15 protein-coding genes and 1 pseudogene are annotated in these 18,627 nt (G+C 58.6%); 12 read left to right on the forward strand and 4 right to left on the reverse strand.

Going from position 1 to position 18,627, the window contains the following annotated elements; genetic code table 11:
• Window positions 1–12 precede the first annotated feature (12 nt).
• Window positions 13–657 carry a PadR family transcriptional regulator gene (locus tag AB3X99_RS19260; RefSeq protein ID WP_256095117.1) on the reverse strand — a complete coding sequence of 215 codons (645 nt, stop codon included), beginning with the start codon at window positions 655–657 and terminating at the stop codon, window positions 13–15.
• Window positions 658–884: 227 nt separating this feature from the next.
• On the opposite strand from AB3X99_RS19260, the gene AB3X99_RS19265 reads away from it, so the two are divergent.
• Window positions 885–1,442, forward strand: coding sequence for a hypothetical protein (locus tag AB3X99_RS19265; RefSeq protein WP_368617803.1), 558 nt, complete (start codon window positions 885–887; stop codon window positions 1,440–1,442).
• An 87-nt stretch (window positions 1,443–1,529) separates the two neighbouring features.
• Here the strand turns inward: AB3X99_RS19265 and AB3X99_RS19270 are convergent, their stop codons facing one another.
• Window positions 1,530–2,489: an AraC family transcriptional regulator gene (locus AB3X99_RS19270; protein WP_368617804.1), complete on the reverse strand. Its 960-nt coding sequence runs from the start codon at window positions 2,487–2,489 to the stop codon at window positions 1,530–1,532.
• Window positions 2,490–2,975: 486 nt separating this feature from the next.
• On the opposite strand from AB3X99_RS19270, the gene AB3X99_RS19275 reads away from it, so the two are divergent.
• The 7 genes and pseudogenes from AB3X99_RS19275 to AB3X99_RS19305 form a co-directional block, all read left to right on the forward strand.
• Entirely contained in the window at window positions 2,976–3,941 is a 966-nt protein-coding gene (locus AB3X99_RS19275) for an SDR family oxidoreductase (protein ID WP_368617805.1), read from the forward strand.
• A 121-nt stretch (window positions 3,942–4,062) separates the two neighbouring features.
• Window positions 4,063–5,865, forward strand: a complete 1,803-nt coding sequence (locus tag AB3X99_RS19280; RefSeq protein WP_368617806.1) for a CocE/NonD family hydrolase — start codon at window positions 4,063–4,065, stop codon at window positions 5,863–5,865.
• A gap of 9 nt (window positions 5,866–5,874) precedes the next feature.
• Window positions 5,875–6,420, forward strand: a complete 546-nt coding sequence (locus AB3X99_RS19285; RefSeq protein WP_368617807.1) for a methyltransferase — start codon at window positions 5,875–5,877, stop codon at window positions 6,418–6,420.
• 567 nt (window positions 6,421–6,987) lie between these two features.
• Window positions 6,988–7,668, forward strand: a complete 681-nt coding sequence (locus AB3X99_RS19290) for a response regulator transcription factor (RefSeq protein WP_368617808.1) — start codon at window positions 6,988–6,990, stop codon at window positions 7,666–7,668.
• A gap of 280 nt (window positions 7,669–7,948) precedes the next feature.
• Window positions 7,949–9,304, forward strand: coding sequence for a sensor histidine kinase (locus AB3X99_RS19295; RefSeq protein WP_368617809.1), 1,356 nt, complete (start codon window positions 7,949–7,951; stop codon window positions 9,302–9,304).
• A gap of 1,860 nt (window positions 9,305–11,164) precedes the next feature.
• On the forward strand, window positions 11,165–11,983 hold the full coding sequence (locus AB3X99_RS19300; RefSeq protein WP_069269373.1) for a MipA/OmpV family protein: 819 nt from the start codon (window positions 11,165–11,167) through the stop codon (window positions 11,981–11,983).
• 90 nt (window positions 11,984–12,073) lie between these two features.
• Window positions 12,074–12,493 (forward strand): annotated as a pseudogene (locus AB3X99_RS19305) (transposase); the annotation flags it as partial.
• Window positions 12,494–12,740: 247 nt separating this feature from the next.
• On the opposite strand, the gene AB3X99_RS19310 reads toward AB3X99_RS19305, so the two are convergent.
• A complete protein-coding gene (locus AB3X99_RS19310; protein ID WP_368617810.1) occupies window positions 12,741–13,868 on the reverse strand; it encodes an ATP-binding protein in 1,128 nt (375 codons plus the stop codon).
• Window positions 13,869–14,054: 186 nt separating this feature from the next.
• Between AB3X99_RS19310 and AB3X99_RS19315 the strand changes: the two genes are divergently transcribed.
• Together AB3X99_RS19315 and AB3X99_RS19320 are read left to right on the forward strand one after the other, a co-directional pair.
• Window positions 14,055–14,417 carry a response regulator gene (locus AB3X99_RS19315; RefSeq protein WP_069262047.1) on the forward strand — a complete coding sequence of 121 codons (363 nt, stop codon included), beginning with the start codon at window positions 14,055–14,057 and terminating at the stop codon, window positions 14,415–14,417.
• Window positions 14,418–14,558: 141 nt separating this feature from the next.
• Window positions 14,559–14,792, forward strand: a complete 234-nt coding sequence (locus AB3X99_RS19320; protein ID WP_069262046.1) for a hypothetical protein — start codon at window positions 14,559–14,561, stop codon at window positions 14,790–14,792.
• Between the two features lie 422 nt (window positions 14,793–15,214).
• Here AB3X99_RS19320 and AB3X99_RS19325 read toward each other — a convergent pair whose 3' ends face one another.
• Window positions 15,215–15,454, reverse strand: a complete 240-nt coding sequence (locus tag AB3X99_RS19325; RefSeq protein ID WP_069262402.1) for a hypothetical protein — start codon at window positions 15,452–15,454, stop codon at window positions 15,215–15,217.
• Window positions 15,455–16,145: 691 nt separating this feature from the next.
• On the opposite strand from AB3X99_RS19325, the gene AB3X99_RS19330 reads away from it, so the two are divergent.
• Window positions 16,146–16,463 carry a hypothetical protein gene (locus AB3X99_RS19330; protein WP_069262045.1) on the forward strand — a complete coding sequence of 106 codons (318 nt, stop codon included), beginning with the start codon at window positions 16,146–16,148 and terminating at the stop codon, window positions 16,461–16,463.
• A 517-nt stretch (window positions 16,464–16,980) separates the two neighbouring features.
• Window positions 16,981–18,420: an IS1182 family transposase gene (locus AB3X99_RS19335; protein WP_368617811.1), complete on the forward strand. Its 1,440-nt coding sequence runs from the start codon at window positions 16,981–16,983 to the stop codon at window positions 18,418–18,420.
• The last annotated feature ends 207 nt before the right edge of the window (window positions 18,421–18,627 follow it).

The following is an 18,627-nucleotide window of genomic DNA, read 5'->3' on the forward strand; positions in this document are numbered from 1 at the left end:
GGAAGCGGGTTGTCAAATGTCGCTGTTGTCGCTGCCGGTTTCGATTTCCTGGGTGGCGCGCGCAAGAATCGCGGCGATGCGGCGCTGTTCCTCCGGCGCGGCGTCGGTGCGACGCAGCAGCGCGCGCTTGAGCGCGCGGCGCGCCTCGATCAACTCGCGCACCCAGGCGCTGCCTTCGGCCGGATCTTCGCCGGCCATGGCGCGGCGCATGACTTCCATCTTGCGGCCGAAGTGCGTGAGCTTCGCGAGGATCAGGTCCGCGCGTTCGCGGTTGGCCTCGAGGTACGTGCGGCCTTCGGGCGAAAGCTCATAGCGCTTGCGGTTGCCTTCGAGCGTCACGCTTACATAGCCCAGTTCCTCGAGGTACGTGAGGGCTGGATAGACCATGCCGGGGCTCGGGCTGTAGAAGCCGTTCGAACGTGCGTCGAGCGCCTTGATGAGTTCGTAGCCGTGGCTCGGGCGCTCGGCGAGCAGCACGAGCAGCATGAGTTGCAGGTCTTCGGACGTGAACTTGCGGCCCCGACCAAAACCGTCGCCGTCGCCGAAACCGCCGAAGCCGCGGCCGAAACCGTCGCCGAAGCGGTCGCCAAAGTCGCCGGGACCTTCGCCGCCGCGATGGCGGCCCATTGCGTGGCGCAGCGCGTGAAGCGCCTGCATGGCTGGGTGGCGGCCGCCGAAGAAGTCGCGCGGATCGCGCGCGGGATGGCCGTGACGGCCATTCTGACCAAAGTGCGAATGGTGGCGCATAGGGCCTCCTTGTCTGGTGAGTGTCTTAAAACATGTCTTAAGATATATATCGTAAGAGTGTTTGTCAAACAGAATATTTGGGGCTATTGGCGCTTGCGGATTGCCGCAGTGGCTGGCTCGCCATCCGGCGTGGCAGCGTGACGTTCGTTCCCGTTGCCAACCCGAAGGCATTTCGACAGCGGACACGGGAAGGTGAGCGCGACCTGAATCGCGATCTACGCGAGAAGAGCGCTCCTGTGGACTATGAGGACCACATCGGCAACCAGTTGTGCTCGCTGATGCGGGAGCATGACATCCTGCTCGACCTCCGCTCGTTTCGCAGCAAGGGCGAGCCGTTTATCTTTCTTGGGCCACAGAACAACGATGGCATGTTGGAACCGTTCCACCATGCGGAGGCAGAGGGTTCGTTCGCGGCAGTTTTGGGGCCGTCAATCGTCACTCACGGCTGGCTGGAGATTTACGCGGGCTTTCTCGAGGTGCGTGCACGTCATGGATATCCGCGCGGCCCTGTCTCAGAGGGCCGTGGAACGACCGAGTACATGCGCGCAGTTGGAGGGTTCGGCGTGACGGTCGAGTGCGGAACGCACGACGATCCGAAATCGATAGACATTGCCTATGCTGCGATTGTCAATGCTCTCTCCCCTGGGTATGGGTACATTGCCTGCCCATTTCGACACCTCCCGATAAAAGGTTAGGTGTCCGTTTTCACGGGTAAATCTCGGACTACCGCTCCACGTGGTCCGCAGCAGATTTCGCTTGGCTTCAGTCAATAGCGGCGGAACTCATAAAACCCGCGTTCCTGTCTCGTTCTGTTTCGCCGATACGTTGCCTGTGCTTGCCCTGCGCCCATATTGGCGAGGCGAGCAATTCATGACCCGCTTGAACGCTGTGCTGAATGAATTCTCTGATTCATACCCCAGCGCCCGCGCAATTTCGGCAACGGAGTCACGGGAATGCCTCAGCTTGTCCGCGGCGAGCGTCATTCGCCAGCGCGTCAGATAGTCCATCGGCGAGAGCCCTACGAGTTCCTTGAACTTGAGCGCGAAAGCGGTGCGTGACATGGCCGCTTGGCCGGCCAGGGTCTGCAGAGTCCATTTGGTGCCCGGTGCCTCGTGCATTGCATTGATCACCGCGCGCATGCGCTTGTCGGCGAGAGCGAAAAGCCAGCCGACTCCATCGCTCCGCGCGTTGGAAAGCTGCAGCCGCAACGCCTGCACCAGCACCATTGTGGCCAACTGCTGAGCAATAATGCCTCCCCCCGGTTGCCGCTCGCGCAATTCCTGCCTCATGCGCTCAACACACCATCGCAACGTGGAGAGGCCCGGCTCGTCCCGGACATGGATGATAAGCGGGAGCATGTTCAACAGGAGATCTGCCTGGCCATCGGCCAGCGTGAAATAGCCACCAATGCTCAGAAACTCGCCGCCCTCGTTGTAGGTCACGATACGACCGTCCTGCACGTCCGGTAGGAGCGTGCGGAAATCGATTGCTTCTACAGCCATGTCGCTTGCGATTCGAAAGGGCCTCCCTCGCGCAAGTATGAAGCACTCCCCCGCAATGACTTTCACGGGCTCAGGTTCGCCATCTACAAGGACCCAGCACTGGCCCGAAAGAACAGCGTGAAACTTGATGCCGTCGTGTGGACCGAATCGCACGGCCCAATCTCCGCTCGCATCGAAGCCGCCGGACACATAGCTGCGCAGCTTCAGCAACGACAGTACATCCGATAACGGGTCCGTCATAGACAAATTCTGAACGATTGAATGCTAATTCGGTACTTTAGAACATAGATCGTCCGGGTTCAATGCCGTAGCCTGTCCTGGAAACGAAAGAGGAGGTTTGCGATGCGAGTATTTGTTACTGAGGCGACCGGTTGGGTTGGCTCCGCCGTCGTCCGGGAACTGATTCAATGTGGGCATCAGGTCATCGGTTTGGTTCGCTCAGCAGGGGGCGTCGAGAAGCTCGCCGCCGTCGGTGCACGGTCGCTCGTCGGTGCCGTAGCCTGGGCTTACCGCTGGTTTCACCCTCTGCGGAGGAGGCCGCCGCGCATTTCGGATGGTTTGCACCATTCGTGGCAATTGACGCGCCTGCTACAAGTGATTGCACGCGGGCGCTTTTGGGCTGGACGCCTGAGCAAGCTGGCCTCCTCGCCAATCTGACGCAATCCGATTATTTCGGCATCGGATCGGCCGCGTCCTCCCACTGAATTTACACCGAAGGAGCCCGGAATGCGGGTTTTTATCACGGGAGCCACAGGCTTCATAGGCTCTGCTACCGTTCGCAGTCTTGTCGCCGCCGGCCACGACGTTACCGGACTTGTACGCTCGGCGAAGGCCGCCGCTTCGCTGGAAGCCTTGGGGGCTCGAGCTTGCCGCGGGACGATCGAGGACCTCCACGTCCTGCGCCAGGCTGCGGCAACTGCGGATGGCGTCATTCACACCGCCTTCTTTCACGCGCTATCGCAAGCCAGCCTCGGTATTCGTGCGCGCATCGTGTTCGGCGGTCGTCCAACGAATATCGTCGAGCGATTCACGACTGCGGCCGTGGGAGCAGAGCGGCGCGCCATCGAAACATTCGGTGACGCACTGGAAGCAAGAAAAGGCTCGCTAGTCATCGCGTTTCCGACGATGGCGATGGCACAGGGGCGTCGGGCACTTGAAACTGACTCCGCCGATGCCGGTGCGGTGGGCGGGCGCAGGGCGCAATCCGAAAAAGCGGCATTGGATCTCGTCCGGACCGGCGTGAGCGCCACGGTCGTTCGGTTGCCGCCGTCGGTGCATGACGAGACCAGGCTCGGGCTCGTCACGCGGTTGTTCGAGATCGCACGGAAGAAGCGGATTTCCGCCTATCCAGGGGATGGAGGCAACAGATGGGCTGCCGTGCACCGGCTCGACGCCTCGCTGCTATTCCGGCTCGCGCTCGAAAGCGGCGAGGCGGGGGCCCGCTATCACGCTGTGGCCGAGGAGGGCATCCCGTTCCGTAACATCGCCGAGGTAATTGGGCGCCATCTTGACATCCAGGTCATGCCTTTGCCAACTGAAGATGCTGCGAAGCATTTTGGTTGGCTGGCGCCCTTCGTCAGCGCAGATAACCCGGTTTCCAGTCAGGCCACACGGGAGCGACTGGGCTGGGAGCCGCGCCATCCGCAGTTGATGACAGACCTTATGGCTTTCTTGCGCGACGTACGTCGTTAACGTCTCTCGTGCTCCGGACACAGCATGGAGGCACCAACCCTTGATTGCCGTGTAGGTGCAAACGACGGGCCGCCTGACCGGGCCGCCGAAACGGGCTCCACAACAACCAGGAGTAGTTCCGATGCGTTTGACCAGACTGGCGCCGCTAGCCGCGGCTCTTTTCATCGCGTTCGCGCAGTCGGCACAGGCTGAGCGTGTCGACAGCAGCGTGCCGGGGATGCTCTTCGAGCATGACGTCCCTGTGGCCATGAACGATGGCGCAAAGCTGAGCATCAACATCTATCGTCCGGACAAGCCCGGTCGTTATCCGGTGCTGATGCTGATGGGCCCTTATGGCAAAGACACCAGCATGGCCGATGCGCCCGCGTACAAGACGTCGTGGACCAAGCTCATCGCGATGTATCCGGACCTGTGCAAAAAGTCGTCTTGCCGATATATCCGGTTCGAGGCTCCCGATCCGGAGCGCTGGATTCCGAATGGCTATGTCGTTATCCACGCCGACGTGCGGGGCGCCGGCGCATCGCCCGGTGTTCTCGATCCTTTTTCGCCGCGCGAAACGCGAGACTACGCGACACTGATTACCTGGGCCGCGCATCAGCCATGGAGCACAGGCAAGGTCGGTCTGCTCGGTACATCGTACCAGGCAATCAACCAGTATCAGGTCGCCGCTCTCAAGCCCGAAGGCCTCGCCGCGATCCTTCCCTGGGAAGGCGCATTCGATCAATATCGCGAGATCGCTTACTACGGCGGGATTCTCAACGTGGCGTGGGAGTTCTGGTGGGAACATCAGGTCGTGCCTAACCAGAACGGTAATGCCGGGACACCGCTGGTCGATTCCATCAGGGGAGGCAAGGACACCGGCTTACCGCTTTCGCAGGAGCGTCTGAAGGACAACCGCATCGATCCCGTCGGAGCCTTCGCCAGACATCCGTTCGACGACGCCTGGTATCACGAGCGCACACCGGACGGGCGCCGCATCACGGTGCCGTTGCTCGACGTCGCCAACTGGACCGACTGGAGCACTCGAGGTTATCTTGCGGCGGACAGCAACCAGAAGTGGCTGCGCATCCAGACCGGCGACCACTTGACGCCCTTCTATTCGGACGAGGCGCTGGCGCTGCAAAAGCGCTTCTTCGATCATTTCCTGAAAGGCATCGACAACGGCTGGGACCAGGAGCCGCGTGTCGCCGTGCAGGTCAGGCGCCCAGACGGCACGACATGGCGAAACGAGAAGGCGTGGCCATTGCCTGATACGAACTGGGAGCCCTACTACCTGGACGCAGCGAGCGGGTCGATGGATCCGGCGCTCGAAGCCGCGGCGCCAGCTGCGAAATCCTGGCCGGCGTTAGGTGAAGGGCTGACATTTACGACCGCGCCATTTACGAACGAAACGGAGTTCACTGGTCCAATCGCTTTGCGGCTGTGGGTCAGTTCCTCAACGGCAGATATGGACATTTTTGCGGCAGTTCGGCTCCTCGATCCCGACGGCCGTGATGTCACTTTCATGGGAAACAGCGATCCGAACGTACCGCTCGATCTTGGCTATCTGCGGGTCTCGCACCGTGCTGTAGACTTGGCGAAATCCACTGCCTGGCAGCCGGTTCATCCGCACCTTGCTGCCGCGCCGATGACTCCTGGCCAATTGTATCCGGTCGACGTGGAGTTCACGGAGCCGACGAGCATCGTAATTCCCAAGGGGTACCGCGTGGCCCTGACGATCCAGGGGAAGGACTTCGGCTATGGGCCCGGTGCGTCCACCGTGCACGCGAAAGACTACGATCTTCCGGACTACAGCCATTCCGGGCTGTTCTTCGCCGCTCATCCCAATCGCGATCCCGCACTATACGGTGGAACGGACACTGTCGTGACAGGTAGCAAACATGCATCGTACCTGTTGTTGCCTCACATCCCGCCTCGCAGCTGAGTCAATATCGTGGCGGCCTCATTCATTCCATATTTTGCCGTTTTCCTGACCCTGCTCGTCGGTGCATCCCTTTTGATTTCCACCGCGTTGACAGGCGTGCCGACGCTTTCATCAAGGAGATCGGAAGTGGACGACATTGTCGCATTGCTCAAGCATGCGCGGCTGCCAAAGCACGCGTTGATCGTCGATCTTGGAAGCGGGTGGGGCGCGCCCGTCATTGCGTTGGCGCGAGCATTCCCCGAGGCGTCCGTTCAGGGCGTGGAGATATCGTTATTCCCTTATCTCGTATCGCGCCTGAGAACACACCACTTGCCTAACGTGTCGCTGAAATGGGGGAATTTCTTTCATAGCGATCTCGACAAGTCCGATGCAATCGTCTGTTATCTAATGCCGAGCGTGATGGCGAAGCTGGGCGATTTTCTCGACAAGGCTCTGAAGCCAGGAACCTTCATCGTTTCCAACACATTTCTCTTCCGGCAGCGCCGGGTGTCGGCCGTTCGCCGGAGCGGATTACGCGGGACCGTCGCCCTCTACATTTGGCCTGGTCGTCATTGAACGGTCAAAGACGGCGACGTCAGCGCTCGGGTCTGAGATGCACGTTCAAGGCCACGGGGATACTGAAAAACACAGGCATCTTCTTCTCACTGCGCGACTTCAACTTGTCAGTCACGGATCGACACGTCATTCATCCAGGCGACACAGCAACTGAGCCGCCACGATAACGCGTCGTTGGCAACCATTTTCGAACCGGTAAGGAACCGGTAAGTCGTGTTGCTGTAGAGTCACTCCCGCCTTGGATACTGACGTTCCGTGAGCGAAACCTTTGCCTGTTCGACAAATGTTGCTCTTTGGCTGCACTCTCTCCCGGGCGGCGGGGGAAGCAGAAGTGGCCACTAGCCACGCCGATACGGAAAATCTGCTGTTGCTGCCCTAAGGCGACCAGTGCGAATCACGGGGCCTGTGTCATTGAACGCTCGCTTCAACGCCTGGTCAATGCCACAACAGCCCAGATTTTCTGGGCGCCGCTGCATCGTCAGTTGGCAGCGTCATCTCCGCGAGTAGTAAGTGATTCACCCCGGAAACCAGATTCGGCCGAACAATCAGTTCAAGTGAGTTCATTTCATGTCGCGAGTTGCAATCGTTGAAGACTCCGAACGTCTTGCGGATATGGTGAGACAGGCCCTTGCCGGCGTGGGAATCGAGGTCGACCAGTTTCGCAACATCTCCGAGGCGACCTTTGGCCTGCGCAAGGCCGACTACTCGGTGATGATTCTCGATCGAGGCCTACCGGACGGCGACGGACTGTCCTTCCTGAGTGCACTGCGTGCTGCAGGTCAGATGACGCCATGCCTGATACTGACCGCCCGCGATGCCCTGCACGATCGGGTCGACGGTCTTGAGAGTGGCGCGGACGACTACGTGACCAAACCATTCGCTATGAGCGAGCTGGTTGCGCGGGTGCGTACCCTCATGCGCCGGCCAGTGGTGCTGAGAGCGCTTGACGCGTCATTCGCGGACGTTACAGTGGATCCGCGGCAACGCGAGATGTCCTGCGGTGATCTGTCGGTCACGCTCGCGCCCGCCGAACTGCAGATCATGCTTTGTCTGATCGACGCTGCCGGGCGAACGGTTCGGCACTCGGCACTGGAGCATGCCGCATGGGGCCTGGGCGATGCCGTAACACCAAATGCGCTGGAAGTGACCGTGCACCGGTTGCGCAAGAAGCTTGCCTCGATCAATGCAAGGACACGGCTGGTGAACCATCGCGGTGCGGGATTTGCCCTCGAGAAAATCTCCGGGTGACGCCGGCTGCTGGCCGTCATTGACGCTTTGGTGCGGACTGGAAACATCGACGATGTCAGCTTCGCGCTGGTCGCGGCCTCACGAGAACCGGTGCGCTGATTTGCGTTCGCAAGAGTGATACGCGAAGGGGGTTATGTTTTCCATCCGGACGCCAGCGGCAAGCGCGCACACGTGAACCGAAAGGTTGACTGCGTCACATCGCCCTCGGAACCCACGATGTAAACATTCAGTCTGCAATCCGTCTCGCGGCATTGCATAGCCGTTCTAAATTGGGGGCTTCATGCTCAATCACTGGATCCGCAGTCTGTCAGCGCGGCTGTGGGTAACGACGATAGTCGCACTTGCACTCAGCTTGACTGCGCTCGCTGGCGTGGTTATCTATGTGTTCGATCACTATCCGGAGCAAACGCTGGGCCGACACGAGATGGCGGAGAACGTCCATAGGGTAATGAATGGAATTAGATTCGATAAAGCGGGCCATCCCCGTTCTGTAGACCTTCCTGACAATGAAGCGTGGCTGTTTGAGGTCGTGCCTACCGAGCTCAAATACCGTGTGCTGGACGGCCAGGGTCACGTCCAGCTGGCCTCAACAGGAGCAGAAAAGGATGGCCCCTGGCTGACCGATGACCTTTCTCGAGCCGTCGGCAAAACAGTCCACCTGGATATCAATGGAAGGCGGTTCTCCGTCGCCACGCAGGAGGTGCTGCGGGGACAATCTGTGTTCTATGTTCAGACCGCAACCAGCACACGTTTCATCGAAACGCTGGTCAGTTCAAAGGTCAGGCCGATTCCAGCCACGGTCAGGGTCATTTTCTTCGTTGCGGTCGTGATTTTTGGCCTGACACTGCCCCTTACCATCGGCCGGGTGCTCAAACCTCTGCGGGATGTATCTGAAGCGGCGGCGCAGATAGCGCCTCAAAATCTGAAAACTCGCCTTTCGGCCAATGGCATTCCGACCGAGATCAAGCCGTTGATCAACGCATTTAACAAGGCGCTTGACCGACTGGAGAACGGCTTCAAGGTCCAGCAGCAATTTCTTGCAGCGGCGGCGCATGAGCTCCAAACGCCGCTGACATTGATCCGCGGCCAGATCGAGCTGCAGCCGGAGATCAGGCAAAAGGAGCTTTTATTCCGCGAGATCGACCTGATGTCGCGGCAGGTTCGACAACTTTTGCATCTTGCCGAAGTCAGCGAGACACAGAATTTCGAATTCGCCGAAGTTAGCACGGCCAATGTTGCGCAGGATGTCGTCGCGTACCTGGCCCGCAAGGCTGATGGCAAGCAGGTGAGGCTGCGTATCGAGGAGTTTGACTCGCTACCGACAATCCGCGCCGACAAAAGCGCGTTGTTTATCCTCATCAAGAACGTTGTCGAAAATGCGATCAATGCGTCGCCAGCCAATGGCACTGTGTTGGTAACGATCAACGGGGTATCGATCGAGATATGTGATGAGGGTCCAGGCATACGGGTGGACTATCTTCCGTTTCTGTTCGAGCGGTTTTGGCGTGCCCCCGATGCAAGTCATGATGGCGCTGGTTTGGGGCTGGCAATATGCAAGGAAATTGCGCTGGCGCATGACTGGCGGTTGACAGTGCGCTCTCTTTCGATTGGGACCCGATTCACCGTTTGGTTATGAGCGAATTCCGCTGGAAACCGGCGTAACGGGGCGGGGTAATGGCGCCAGGTAAAACGCGGATTCGAACGGTTTCAAGATTGCGTTTTTCCCCGCCTTTGGGCAATCGCATTTTCGCTGCTTTCAGGCATCGTTGCTGGCGCTCAGCACTAGACGAGTGGTGCGGAGATGACCGCTTGGCATTCGGCACATTCGAGGCTGTTATGGCGGGTGACCAGGGCAACCGTCCGAGTCGAGCCAGTTTCTGCCGACCGCATTGGGCAGTGGCCGACATCGAGAGCGGAAAAAATGCTTCACCGGTTGCCGCGCTGACTGCTTGGCTCGGCGTCGCAACTGGCTCAAGTGATGCTTGACGAGTATTCGCTCACGCCGGTCCGGTCGTCCAAACAAGAGGCGCGCTGGAATGATGCGATGGATGCTCGAATACGCCTGCGGACAACGGGCATCCCACCGCCTGTCGAAGTTACCAGAGGCCACTTACGTTGACTGATCGGTAAGTATCCGGTAAGCGATTCCTGGCAACAATGCGCGTCAACTACTCCCTAAAGCTTCAATCCATGAAAGGCAGCACCCTGACGACGATACGTGCGAATGTTGCGCTTCTCTCGATATCGACAAGTATTGCCATGGTCCCGTGCTTCGGATTTGCGGCGATATCTGACCTCCTTGGTGACGGTATGCCGGACTGGTGGTGGCAGGCATGCACTGCTGCCGTCACTCTGGTCATCATGGCGATGTTCAGATGGGGCGCCAGACGTGCTTTCGATGCCGCAGTTCGTGCAAGGAAGGTCGGGCCGGAAAATGAAGCCGACCACGCGGTCTACGTCCCGGATGACTGTCGTTGTGCCTGGCTCGTTCAGCTGCATTTGGAGTTGCATGGAAGGCGCTGTGCAGACTGACTCGCACGTGTACAGGAAAGGCCGAGACACGATCTTTACCGTGCCGGGTCACGAATCTTCATCGCCCGCGCAAGGCATAAGAACGAGACGATAAAACGGACTGCCGTTCAGCGGCTCCTGTTCATTCTTGCCTACGAATTGGTTACGAAGTCAGTCGTGGCCCGGGTGCACTGGCAAATACCATTTCGGGCGATCACGAACAGATCACGCTGGCCAGCTTGAGACACTGCTTGGATGGTTTTTCATTTTTCCGGAATTACGGCTGGCCACGAGACACATTGTCTGCCTTCTGTATACCCGTTACCGGAAATGCTAGCGGCCGATACGGATCGCAGAACGCGCCTTATTACCCATTTTTTTTCGCATTTTCACCGAGGACGTCTTTCGCAATTGGAAACGGTGCTTTGCAGATTGTGCATGGCACGGAACACGGCAGGACTCCGGCCGCTTGAGCTATTGCGCGGCGTGAAGCAGGCGCCGCCGCGCATCGTGACGACACCGGCAATCCTGACGTCGATTCCGACTGGCCGGTTGCCAGCGGTACGGGCCAATCAAGCTCGTACCCGCTGTGGATCAAAACGAACCACTCGCACTCGGGTTGCCTGAGCGTTGTGTTGCGGGTACGCCAAGCACCCCGCGATTCTTGTGTAGCGAATGGAACGGGCCGGACTACAGCACCACGCTTAAATATCGATTCCTCATGCGGGGCGGATTCAAGTTGACTGCCGCAAAGCGATGACCATCGTTGGCGTTTCTATCTTTCTCATCGCCTTTTTTATCGCCTCCTCCCCACGGGCCCGGCAAATCCACGTTCGCACTTTTCATTGGGCGTTCTATCACTCGGCTTCCGTGTTCTGACCGGAGCGCCTGCTCGCGCAGTCAACATCTTTCGTCTAGTAAGTGATGAGTAAGTCGGCCCGTCCTACAGTCGCTTCCGTCCTGGCAATCCACTTGAGGAATGACAATGAGAAAAACGATCTTGCGTAAACGACTGTTGCTGTTGGCTATCGCATCAGCCTTTCTGTCTTCAGGCGCGGCGTGGGCAAATGGTGTCAGCGCGGAGCCACCCGAAGCGGAAGACAGCGGCTTCACCGTACTCAGCAACGCGACGAACGTGACACATTGGGGTCTGGGTGCCGCAGTAGGTATCGAGTCGTCGCCCTATAGGGGAGACAGTACCCGCGTCGCACCGATTCCGCTGATTTCCTTCGATAACAAATGGCTGCACGCCTTCGGCACCAGTGTCGATTTTAAGGTCGGTAAGTGGAGCAACGTGACCTTCACGCTGCGCGGCAAGTTCGACGTCTTCGGTGGTTACAAGGGTTCCGACGCGCCGATCCTTAATGGAATGGAGGATCGAAACGGTACATTCTGGTACGGTCCGGCACTCGCATGGAAAACCGCGTTCGGTACACTGTCAGCTGACTATCTGCTTGGGGGCAACAAGGGGCAGATGGTCGACCTTCAATACAGTAAGTCGTTCGACCTCGGGCACTGGTCGATAGAACCGCACGCGGGCTTCGATTGGCTGAGCAGCAAATACGTCAATTACTATTATGGCGTGCGACCGTCCGAGGTCCGGGTGGGACGCCCCGAATACGCAGGTAAGGCCGCCTACAACTCGTCGATCGGAACTCAGGTCAACTACAGTTTCACGTCCCATCAAATGGTAAGTTTCGATGTAGGCGTATCACACCTCAGCAGTGGTATTACTGACAGCCCGATCGTGGGAAGACGGTACATTCCAACGTTCAAGATCGGCTACCTGTACCAATTCAAATGAGCATATCCGACGAAACAAACCGCCGCGCTCGCCATTGCAACCAGTCGCAATTTACTTCCGAGGGAAACTTCGGCTGCTTCTTTCGAACGGCGCGAGGAGATCATGGGAGTCCCGGCCGGGCAACGCGCAATTTACCGCTTTACTGGTCTGGAACATGGCATGTATCAGCGCCGCTATCGGAGCAGTGCATGCATTGGTTGCACAATGAAGCCGCGATGTACGCCCAGCGATTACCGGCGGATTACGCGCTGGGAACACGAGTCGGTACTAGAAGCCGCGCAGCGAAGACTGGACAGAATGCCGAATGCGATGACAACGCGAAGGCGGACTGTTGAGCACGTGTTTGGGACGTTCAAACACTGGATGGGCTACACGCACTTCCTGACTCGCCGGTTTGCCAATGTGAGTACCGGAATGAGCCTGCATGTGCTGGCATACAACCTCAAGCGCGTAATAGCGATACTGGGGTTCTCGAAAGTCATAAAGGCCATGAGGCTGGTGGGTGCGTGAAGCACCCAAGGTTCCTCGTATAAGCTGGCGTGGTCTGCAGCGAGGCATCGAAATTACGCCAGCATTCCTGGTCTACCGATGGGTTGCGAGAAGGCAGCATGGAATATGCGCCCGCGGACTCCGTGTTTCGCGTTTCCACACAGCCTCGACCCACAACGGCCGTCCGAACTCGTGTCACAACGATGGCGGCTTTCGCATAAGGAGCGGTCACCACCGAGCTGTTCCCGAGCGGCCAGCGATAGATAGATCAACCGGAAACCGCTGGCGACCTCGGGATACAGACGGTGAAGCTTGTCCCGTGCTCGGTCGATTCAACACCGATAGTTCCGTCATGCGCTGTGGCAATGCGCCTGCAGATGTAGAGGCCAAGGCCCATGCCTGCAGCAGTCCCCTCCCGATTGTGAAGGCTCGCCCTTGTCATCGGATCAAACAGCGTAGGCAGGGCGCTTTCCGGTATCGGATTGCCTTCGTTCGAGACAACGACAGTCACGTGTCCATCGTGACCGGCAGCTTCGACGGCCACCTCGCCCGATCCATAGCGCACGCCGTTCACCAGCAGGTTGACGACCAGTTGCCCGATACGGGTTCCATCCCACGTGCCTCGCAGGTCGCCCGCGAAACGCGGCCGAATGACTGCGTTGGGGTAGGAGGCGCGCACCTCATCCACCGCATCGCTGCAGATGCGCCCCATATCCTGTGGAGAGAAACTGACCGGCAACATGCCACCCAGCCTGCCGCGTGTGAAAACGAGAAGGTCGTCAATCATCTCTTTCATGCGCATTGAGCTGCGTTGTACGTTCGCCGCAGCTCTCAGACTGGTTGGAGACAATTCGTTGTCATGCAGCAGAAGTTGCGCTGAGTTCAGGATCGCGCCAAGGGGTGAGCGCAGGTCGTGTGCAAGCACGCCGGCAAAAAGGTCCCCAATGCGCCTCGTCTGTTGCGCATACCGCCGTACCGATTCGCTGAGCATCTGATCAATGGCCTCATTGAACCGGATCATTTCCTGAAAAGCCTCGGCACCGCCGGGCGAATTTATCTGCCAGCGGCGCAGCACTGTGGCGCGCAGCGCACGGAACTCCGCCACCACGTCGTTGATCCCGAATCCGTGTGCAAGGCGCTCTTCCGCGTGCAGATAAGCCACTTGATCGAACCCGGATTCCGAGCTGCCTCCACTATGACGCGACTTGGCTTCCTGCTGCGCCGCACTTTGCATGCTGCGCATATCGGCCGCAATGCCTGCCAGGATTTGGGCGGCTGAATCACGTAACTGGCTCTCGGACAGGTGAGTGCCCTCATGGCTGATCGCAAGGGCGTATGTGGCCCAGTCGTCTATCAGTCCCTCCAGATCGGTTTCAATGAAGTCCGCCAGGCTCATTTGACCTCCATTGGGTACGCGAGTTGCTATTTCCTCTATGGCATTAGAGGCGACGCGGCCAGCTCAATGGTCACGTTGTCGACCCTATTGAGCTCAATGCATCAACCATGCCCGCTTTGAATGCCGTCGCAACTTGAAACCGCGCGCTGGACAGTGCGCAACCTCCCCCCCCCCCCCGACGACTGCGTGCGTCGCGTTCTGGTCGTGGATGATTACGGTCCCGGTGCCGAGGCCGTTTCCGCCTCGCTCACGGAGGCAGGATACGAGGTTCGATTTGTGCTTGATGGTCTGGCCGCACTGGAAACCGTCAGGTCGTGGATCCCCCAAATCGCGTTGTTGGACATCAACATGCCTGAGATGGACGGGTACGCGGTTGCGCGACGCCTGCGCGCGGAAGATCTGACGCGGCAAACGATCATTGTAGCTTTTACTGCCTTGGATGAACCTACCACGCGTCGGTCGGGCGTCGGTGCGGGCTTCGATGCATACTGCCAGAAAGGCGCCGCGCCAGGCCCTCTGTTGCGCCTGCTTGAGACGCTCGCTCACTAGACCGGTGTTGTGGTCGACCTTGTAATCGTCGGCCACCGGGTATGTCAGGGAGAACCTCTGACACCTTTGTATAAAACGACGTTGACACCCTGTCAGCGACGTCCCGGCTGCCGTATGCTTAGCCGCGAACAGGAGAGGGCCATGACTCAAAAGGCGCGAGAGCTTTATCGGAGCGCGAACGGTGACCGTTGGTCGCTCGTCCACGAATACGATTCTGGCCGGGTTTTCGTCCGACATGAGCCCAACCTCTCGTCAGGTGGCCGGCCGTCAGACATCTCAATTGGCGACTTCCTTGTTCGAGATGGCGAAGGGCCGGAGCATAGCGAACTTCTGCGCCTGATCGGGAAACTGGTGGAGACGCCAGCCGATTACTAGCGCTTACTGAGGACGAGGCGTTCTCGAATGGCCAATTCGCGGCGCATGCGTCAAGAAGTCATATCCCCGTTATTCTGTCCAGCGCTGCAAAGGGGGGGCTGGCAAGAACTCAGCCGGAGCTGTTCGCAAGCATTCCGGATAAGCCATGCCCCGCACCAAAACTGCTGGAGACTATCGAGTCGATATTCGGTGCTGATGCGCAAGACGGGGCCCAGGAATAGCTCTGTCTGAATCCGGTCTACACGGACAGAGGCGCACATAAAATGAAACGATGCATGAATCGCCCGCTGAGTATCATCGGTGTCTCGCTGTGCTCCTGACAACCGCTTTTGCTGCTTACGGACCTGATGCTCGACTAATGACCGTACTCAACATCAACATCGCGAGCGCTGAGTGCATTGGGTCGGGAAACAAATATGGAATCAGTCCACGGGACCGAGTAACACGTCGATTGCAGCTTGACCGGCGATTTCGGCTACCAGATAGGCCCATCGCTCAGTAAAAGGGCCATTGCGCAACGGGATGCGGCCTCCCCGCGCGCCGAGCACTTCGAGGTTTGTGGCGCCTTTTATCTGAAAGGTCACGTCAAAGGTGTCCTCATCAGCAGCCGGAGTCAGTTCGACCTGAATCTCGAAGCCGCGGTACGCGATCGTTCGGTGCATGAAAGCCTCCCTTTCGTCATCGGAGCCTAACATGAGTCACCATTGGACGGCTTATGCAACTATTGGGCTAGGTAGTCACGCATGCGCCACCATACGCTCGTCAAAATCTGCTTATCGGGACGTTCAGGACCGCAACTACCAATATGGTCAATCAATGCGCCCCGATTGTCGGTGATCCACGCGAATGTGCCGAACCTCCGCAAGTGGCCGTTACTGCCTTGGCAATGAGCGTATGCTTTCCACGCCTCACGAGGGACCCATCGGCAGCGCGCGACCCGAAAGGGAATTTCACATTTCTCCTGTAGCTGCCACTCCCAACCGGCCAACTCTGTCAGCTTTCCGCGTGGCGACACTCCACATCAGTTGATTTTCACGCCGGGACCAAGCTAGGCGCGTATGCTGGGAATGCCAACTTGTCACGTAACGCACCAGGAGCAATACCATGGCCAAGAGTCAATTACGCAGCACTCGCGAAGCGAAAAAGCCCAAGCAGCCCAGGAAGCCCAGGAAGCCGTCAGTGCCGGCAAAGCCGTTCAGCACGGTTCATTCGCCGGCTGCGAACGAAGTTGTCGCCAAGTAAAGGACGTAATCGCTGGGCCGCGGACAGGTGGTCCAGTGGACACACGTAACTTGTAACGTTCAACGCTGACATCTGCGCGTTGAAAGCGCAAACCGCTTCGGGAGGCGCATCATGATCCATCACAACGCAGACCCCACTTTTCGCGGGCTTCCGCTCACGGCCGAGCAAGATTCGGAAATCCGTCACTACGTGAACAGGAAGGCCAAGCTGGGCAAGCCATGGAATACTCCCGAACTGCGCGGGATGCTTGAGGACATGCTGCTGCCGCCAAGTACCGACGACGACAGCCAGAGCGATATCTCGGGCGACGCGTCGACCGCCGCAGAGCGCGCAGCCGCGTTCGTCGATCAGGACATGGAACCAATTGAGGCGTATGAGGAATTGCATGCCGCGATGGAAGCCGAAAGCATGAAAGGCGATCGGCATTAGAGGGAGCGCTCCGCGCAGGTTGAGCGGTTAAATCGGTCCATCAAAGGCGTTGAGCGAAGGATGACACATGGCACTCAGCCTTTCCAACCGCAGCCGCAGCAATGATGTGGGCCGGCATGGCGTGTGGTTCTCGGGATAAGCATGTGCAAAGGCAGATCTTACGGCTGTGGCGGCCAGGACCTTTTCAATTGTTTCCGTGACGCGCCCCGTTGAGCAGATCGGTTACGGGACTCAGAAGCTGTCCCGGCCCTCGCCATTGCCTGCCGTTCGTGTCGCGCCCGCCGAAGCAAGCTTTCATCCTCGCGGTCAATGGCGGTTGTCGGACGCGAAGCCGACATCCACACGTCCGCCTAACAATGGTTGCGAGTGACGCCTACTGGCCCGACTACTGCCTGATGCGTCTTACATCGAACGGCAGCACGTCATCGCTTCGCGAGCGGCTGGGTGCGACCCAGCTTGTGTGAAAACACTTGCTGATCGCCTAAACTGACGTAACGCGTTCGGATCGGGCGGCCACATGAAGCGATTCGTTGAAGGCGAAGACCGTAAGCAGGCTGTCCTGCTGCCCGAGTGTCTCGAAGACTATGTCTCTGAGGATAATCCGGTGCGCGTAGTCGACGTCTTCGTTGATGAACTTGATCTCCATGATCTCGGCTTCGACGGAACCGCACCCGCAGCAACCGGGCGGCCCTCGTATCATCCATCTGTATTGCTAAAGATTTATATCTACGGCTATCTGAATCGCATTCAATCCAGTCGACGCCTGGAGCGCGAGACTCAACGCAATATTGAGCTTATGTGGCTGACGGGCCGACTTTCGCCTGACTTCAAGACCATCGCCGACTTCCGCCGCAACAACGGCAAGGCGATCCGCAATGTCTGCAGCCAGTTCATCGTGCTATGCCGTAACCTGAACCTCTTCTCAAAGTCGATAGTGGCCATCGACGGCAGCAAGTTCAAGGCCGTCAACAATCGTGATCGCAACTTCACTAGCGCGAAGGTCAAGGCGCGCCTGCAGCAGATCGATGAGAGCATCGCGCGATATCTTTGCGCTATGGAGACAGCAGACCGGACTCAATCCGATATTGCCGAGGCGAAGACGAGTCGGATCGGCGACAAGATCAGTAAGCTCAGGCAGCAGATGCAGGACCTCAAGGCGATGGAGCAGCGATTGCGCGAGTCGCCAGATGGGCAGGTCTCCCTGACCGATCCAGACGCGCGCTCAATGGCTACTAGCGGTCGGGGAACGGGGATGGTTGGCTATAACGTTCAGACCGCCGTTGATGACACGCATCATTTGATCGTCGCACACGAGGTCACCAACGTTGGTAACGATCGCGGCCAGCTGACGAACATGGCCGGCCAGGCACGGGCGGCTACGGGTATCAGGGATCTGACTGTTGTTGCCGACAGGGGCTACTTCAAGAGCGAAGAAGTCCTGCAATGCCATGAGGCTGGCATTGCGACTTACGTTCCCAAACCGTTGACTTCGGGCAAGAACGCCGACGGCTATTTCGGCAAGCAGGATTTTATCTACATCGCCAAAGATAACGAGTACCTTTGCCCCGCCCAGCAGCGGCTCAACTGGCGTTTCACAAACATCGAGCATGGGATGACGCTGCATTGCTATTCGAGCTCGGCCTGTTCTACCTGCACCATCAGAAAACAATGCACATCAGGCAAGCAGGCTCGCCGGATAAAGCGCTGGGAACATGAGGCCGTCGTGGAGGCGATGCAGCAACGACTCGACCAGAAGCCGGAAATGATGCGCGTGCGCCGTCAGACCGTCGAGCACCCGTTTGGCACGCTGAAATTCTGGATGGGCGCAGCGCACTTCCTTATGAAAACACGCGAGCATGTCAGCACCGAGATGAGCCTTCATGTCCTCGCATACAACCTCAGGCGCGTCATAGCGATTCTCAGCACGGAGGCGATGATGCAAAAGATGCGAGCCTGAGGATAGGCTTGCACTACGGCGGTCGCGCCGGCGCGCATTACGGCGCCCGGGTACCCGGTCCTCTCACAAAGAGCTCAAAGCACCCGTAACCGTCACATGGCCCAAATTGGGCCGTTGACGTCTGCGGCCGATCGAGTGAAATCGCCATTGCGTCCGCCTCGCGTTTTTACACGACCTGGACCCACAACGGACCTTCGGCAAAGCGCA

This window comes from Paraburkholderia sp. BR10882 (assembly GCF_040948855.1).
Lineage (GTDB): Bacteria > Pseudomonadota > Gammaproteobacteria > Burkholderiales > Burkholderiaceae > Paraburkholderia > Paraburkholderia nodosa_A.

Excerpts from the sequence above, each read along its gene's own strand:
- AB3X99_RS19295 (WP_368617809.1), top strand. The coding sequence starts at position 7,949 with ATGCTCAATCACTGGATCCGCAGTCTGTCAGCGCGGCTGTGGGTAACG.
- AB3X99_RS19300 (WP_069269373.1), top strand. The coding sequence starts at position 11,165 with ATGAGAAAAACGATCTTGCGTAAACGACTGTTGCTGTTGGCTATCGCA.
- AB3X99_RS19270 (WP_368617804.1), bottom strand. The coding sequence starts at position 2,489 with ATGACGGACCCGTTATCGGATGTACTGTCGTTGCTGAAGCTGCGCAGC.
- AB3X99_RS19260 (WP_256095117.1), bottom strand. The coding sequence starts at position 657 with ATGCAGGCGCTTCACGCGCTGCGCCACGCAATGGGCCGCCATCGCGGC.
- AB3X99_RS19330 (WP_069262045.1), top strand. The coding sequence starts at position 16,146 with ATGATCCATCACAACGCAGACCCCACTTTTCGCGGGCTTCCGCTCACG.
- AB3X99_RS19310 (WP_368617810.1), bottom strand. The coding sequence starts at position 13,868 with ATGAGCCTGGCGGACTTCATTGAAACCGATCTGGAGGGACTGATAGAC.
- AB3X99_RS19335 (WP_368617811.1), top strand. The coding sequence starts at position 16,981 with ATGAAGCGATTCGTTGAAGGCGAAGACCGTAAGCAGGCTGTCCTGCTG.
- AB3X99_RS19290 (WP_368617808.1), top strand. The coding sequence starts at position 6,988 with ATGTCGCGAGTTGCAATCGTTGAAGACTCCGAACGTCTTGCGGATATG.
- AB3X99_RS19275 (WP_368617805.1), top strand. The coding sequence starts at position 2,976 with ATGCGGGTTTTTATCACGGGAGCCACAGGCTTCATAGGCTCTGCTACC.
- AB3X99_RS19325 (WP_069262402.1), bottom strand. The coding sequence starts at position 15,454 with ATGCACCGAACGATCGCGTACCGCGGCTTCGAGATTCAGGTCGAACTG.
- AB3X99_RS19320 (WP_069262046.1), top strand. The coding sequence starts at position 14,559 with ATGACTCAAAAGGCGCGAGAGCTTTATCGGAGCGCGAACGGTGACCGT.
- AB3X99_RS19280 (WP_368617806.1), top strand. The coding sequence starts at position 4,063 with ATGCGTTTGACCAGACTGGCGCCGCTAGCCGCGGCTCTTTTCATCGCG.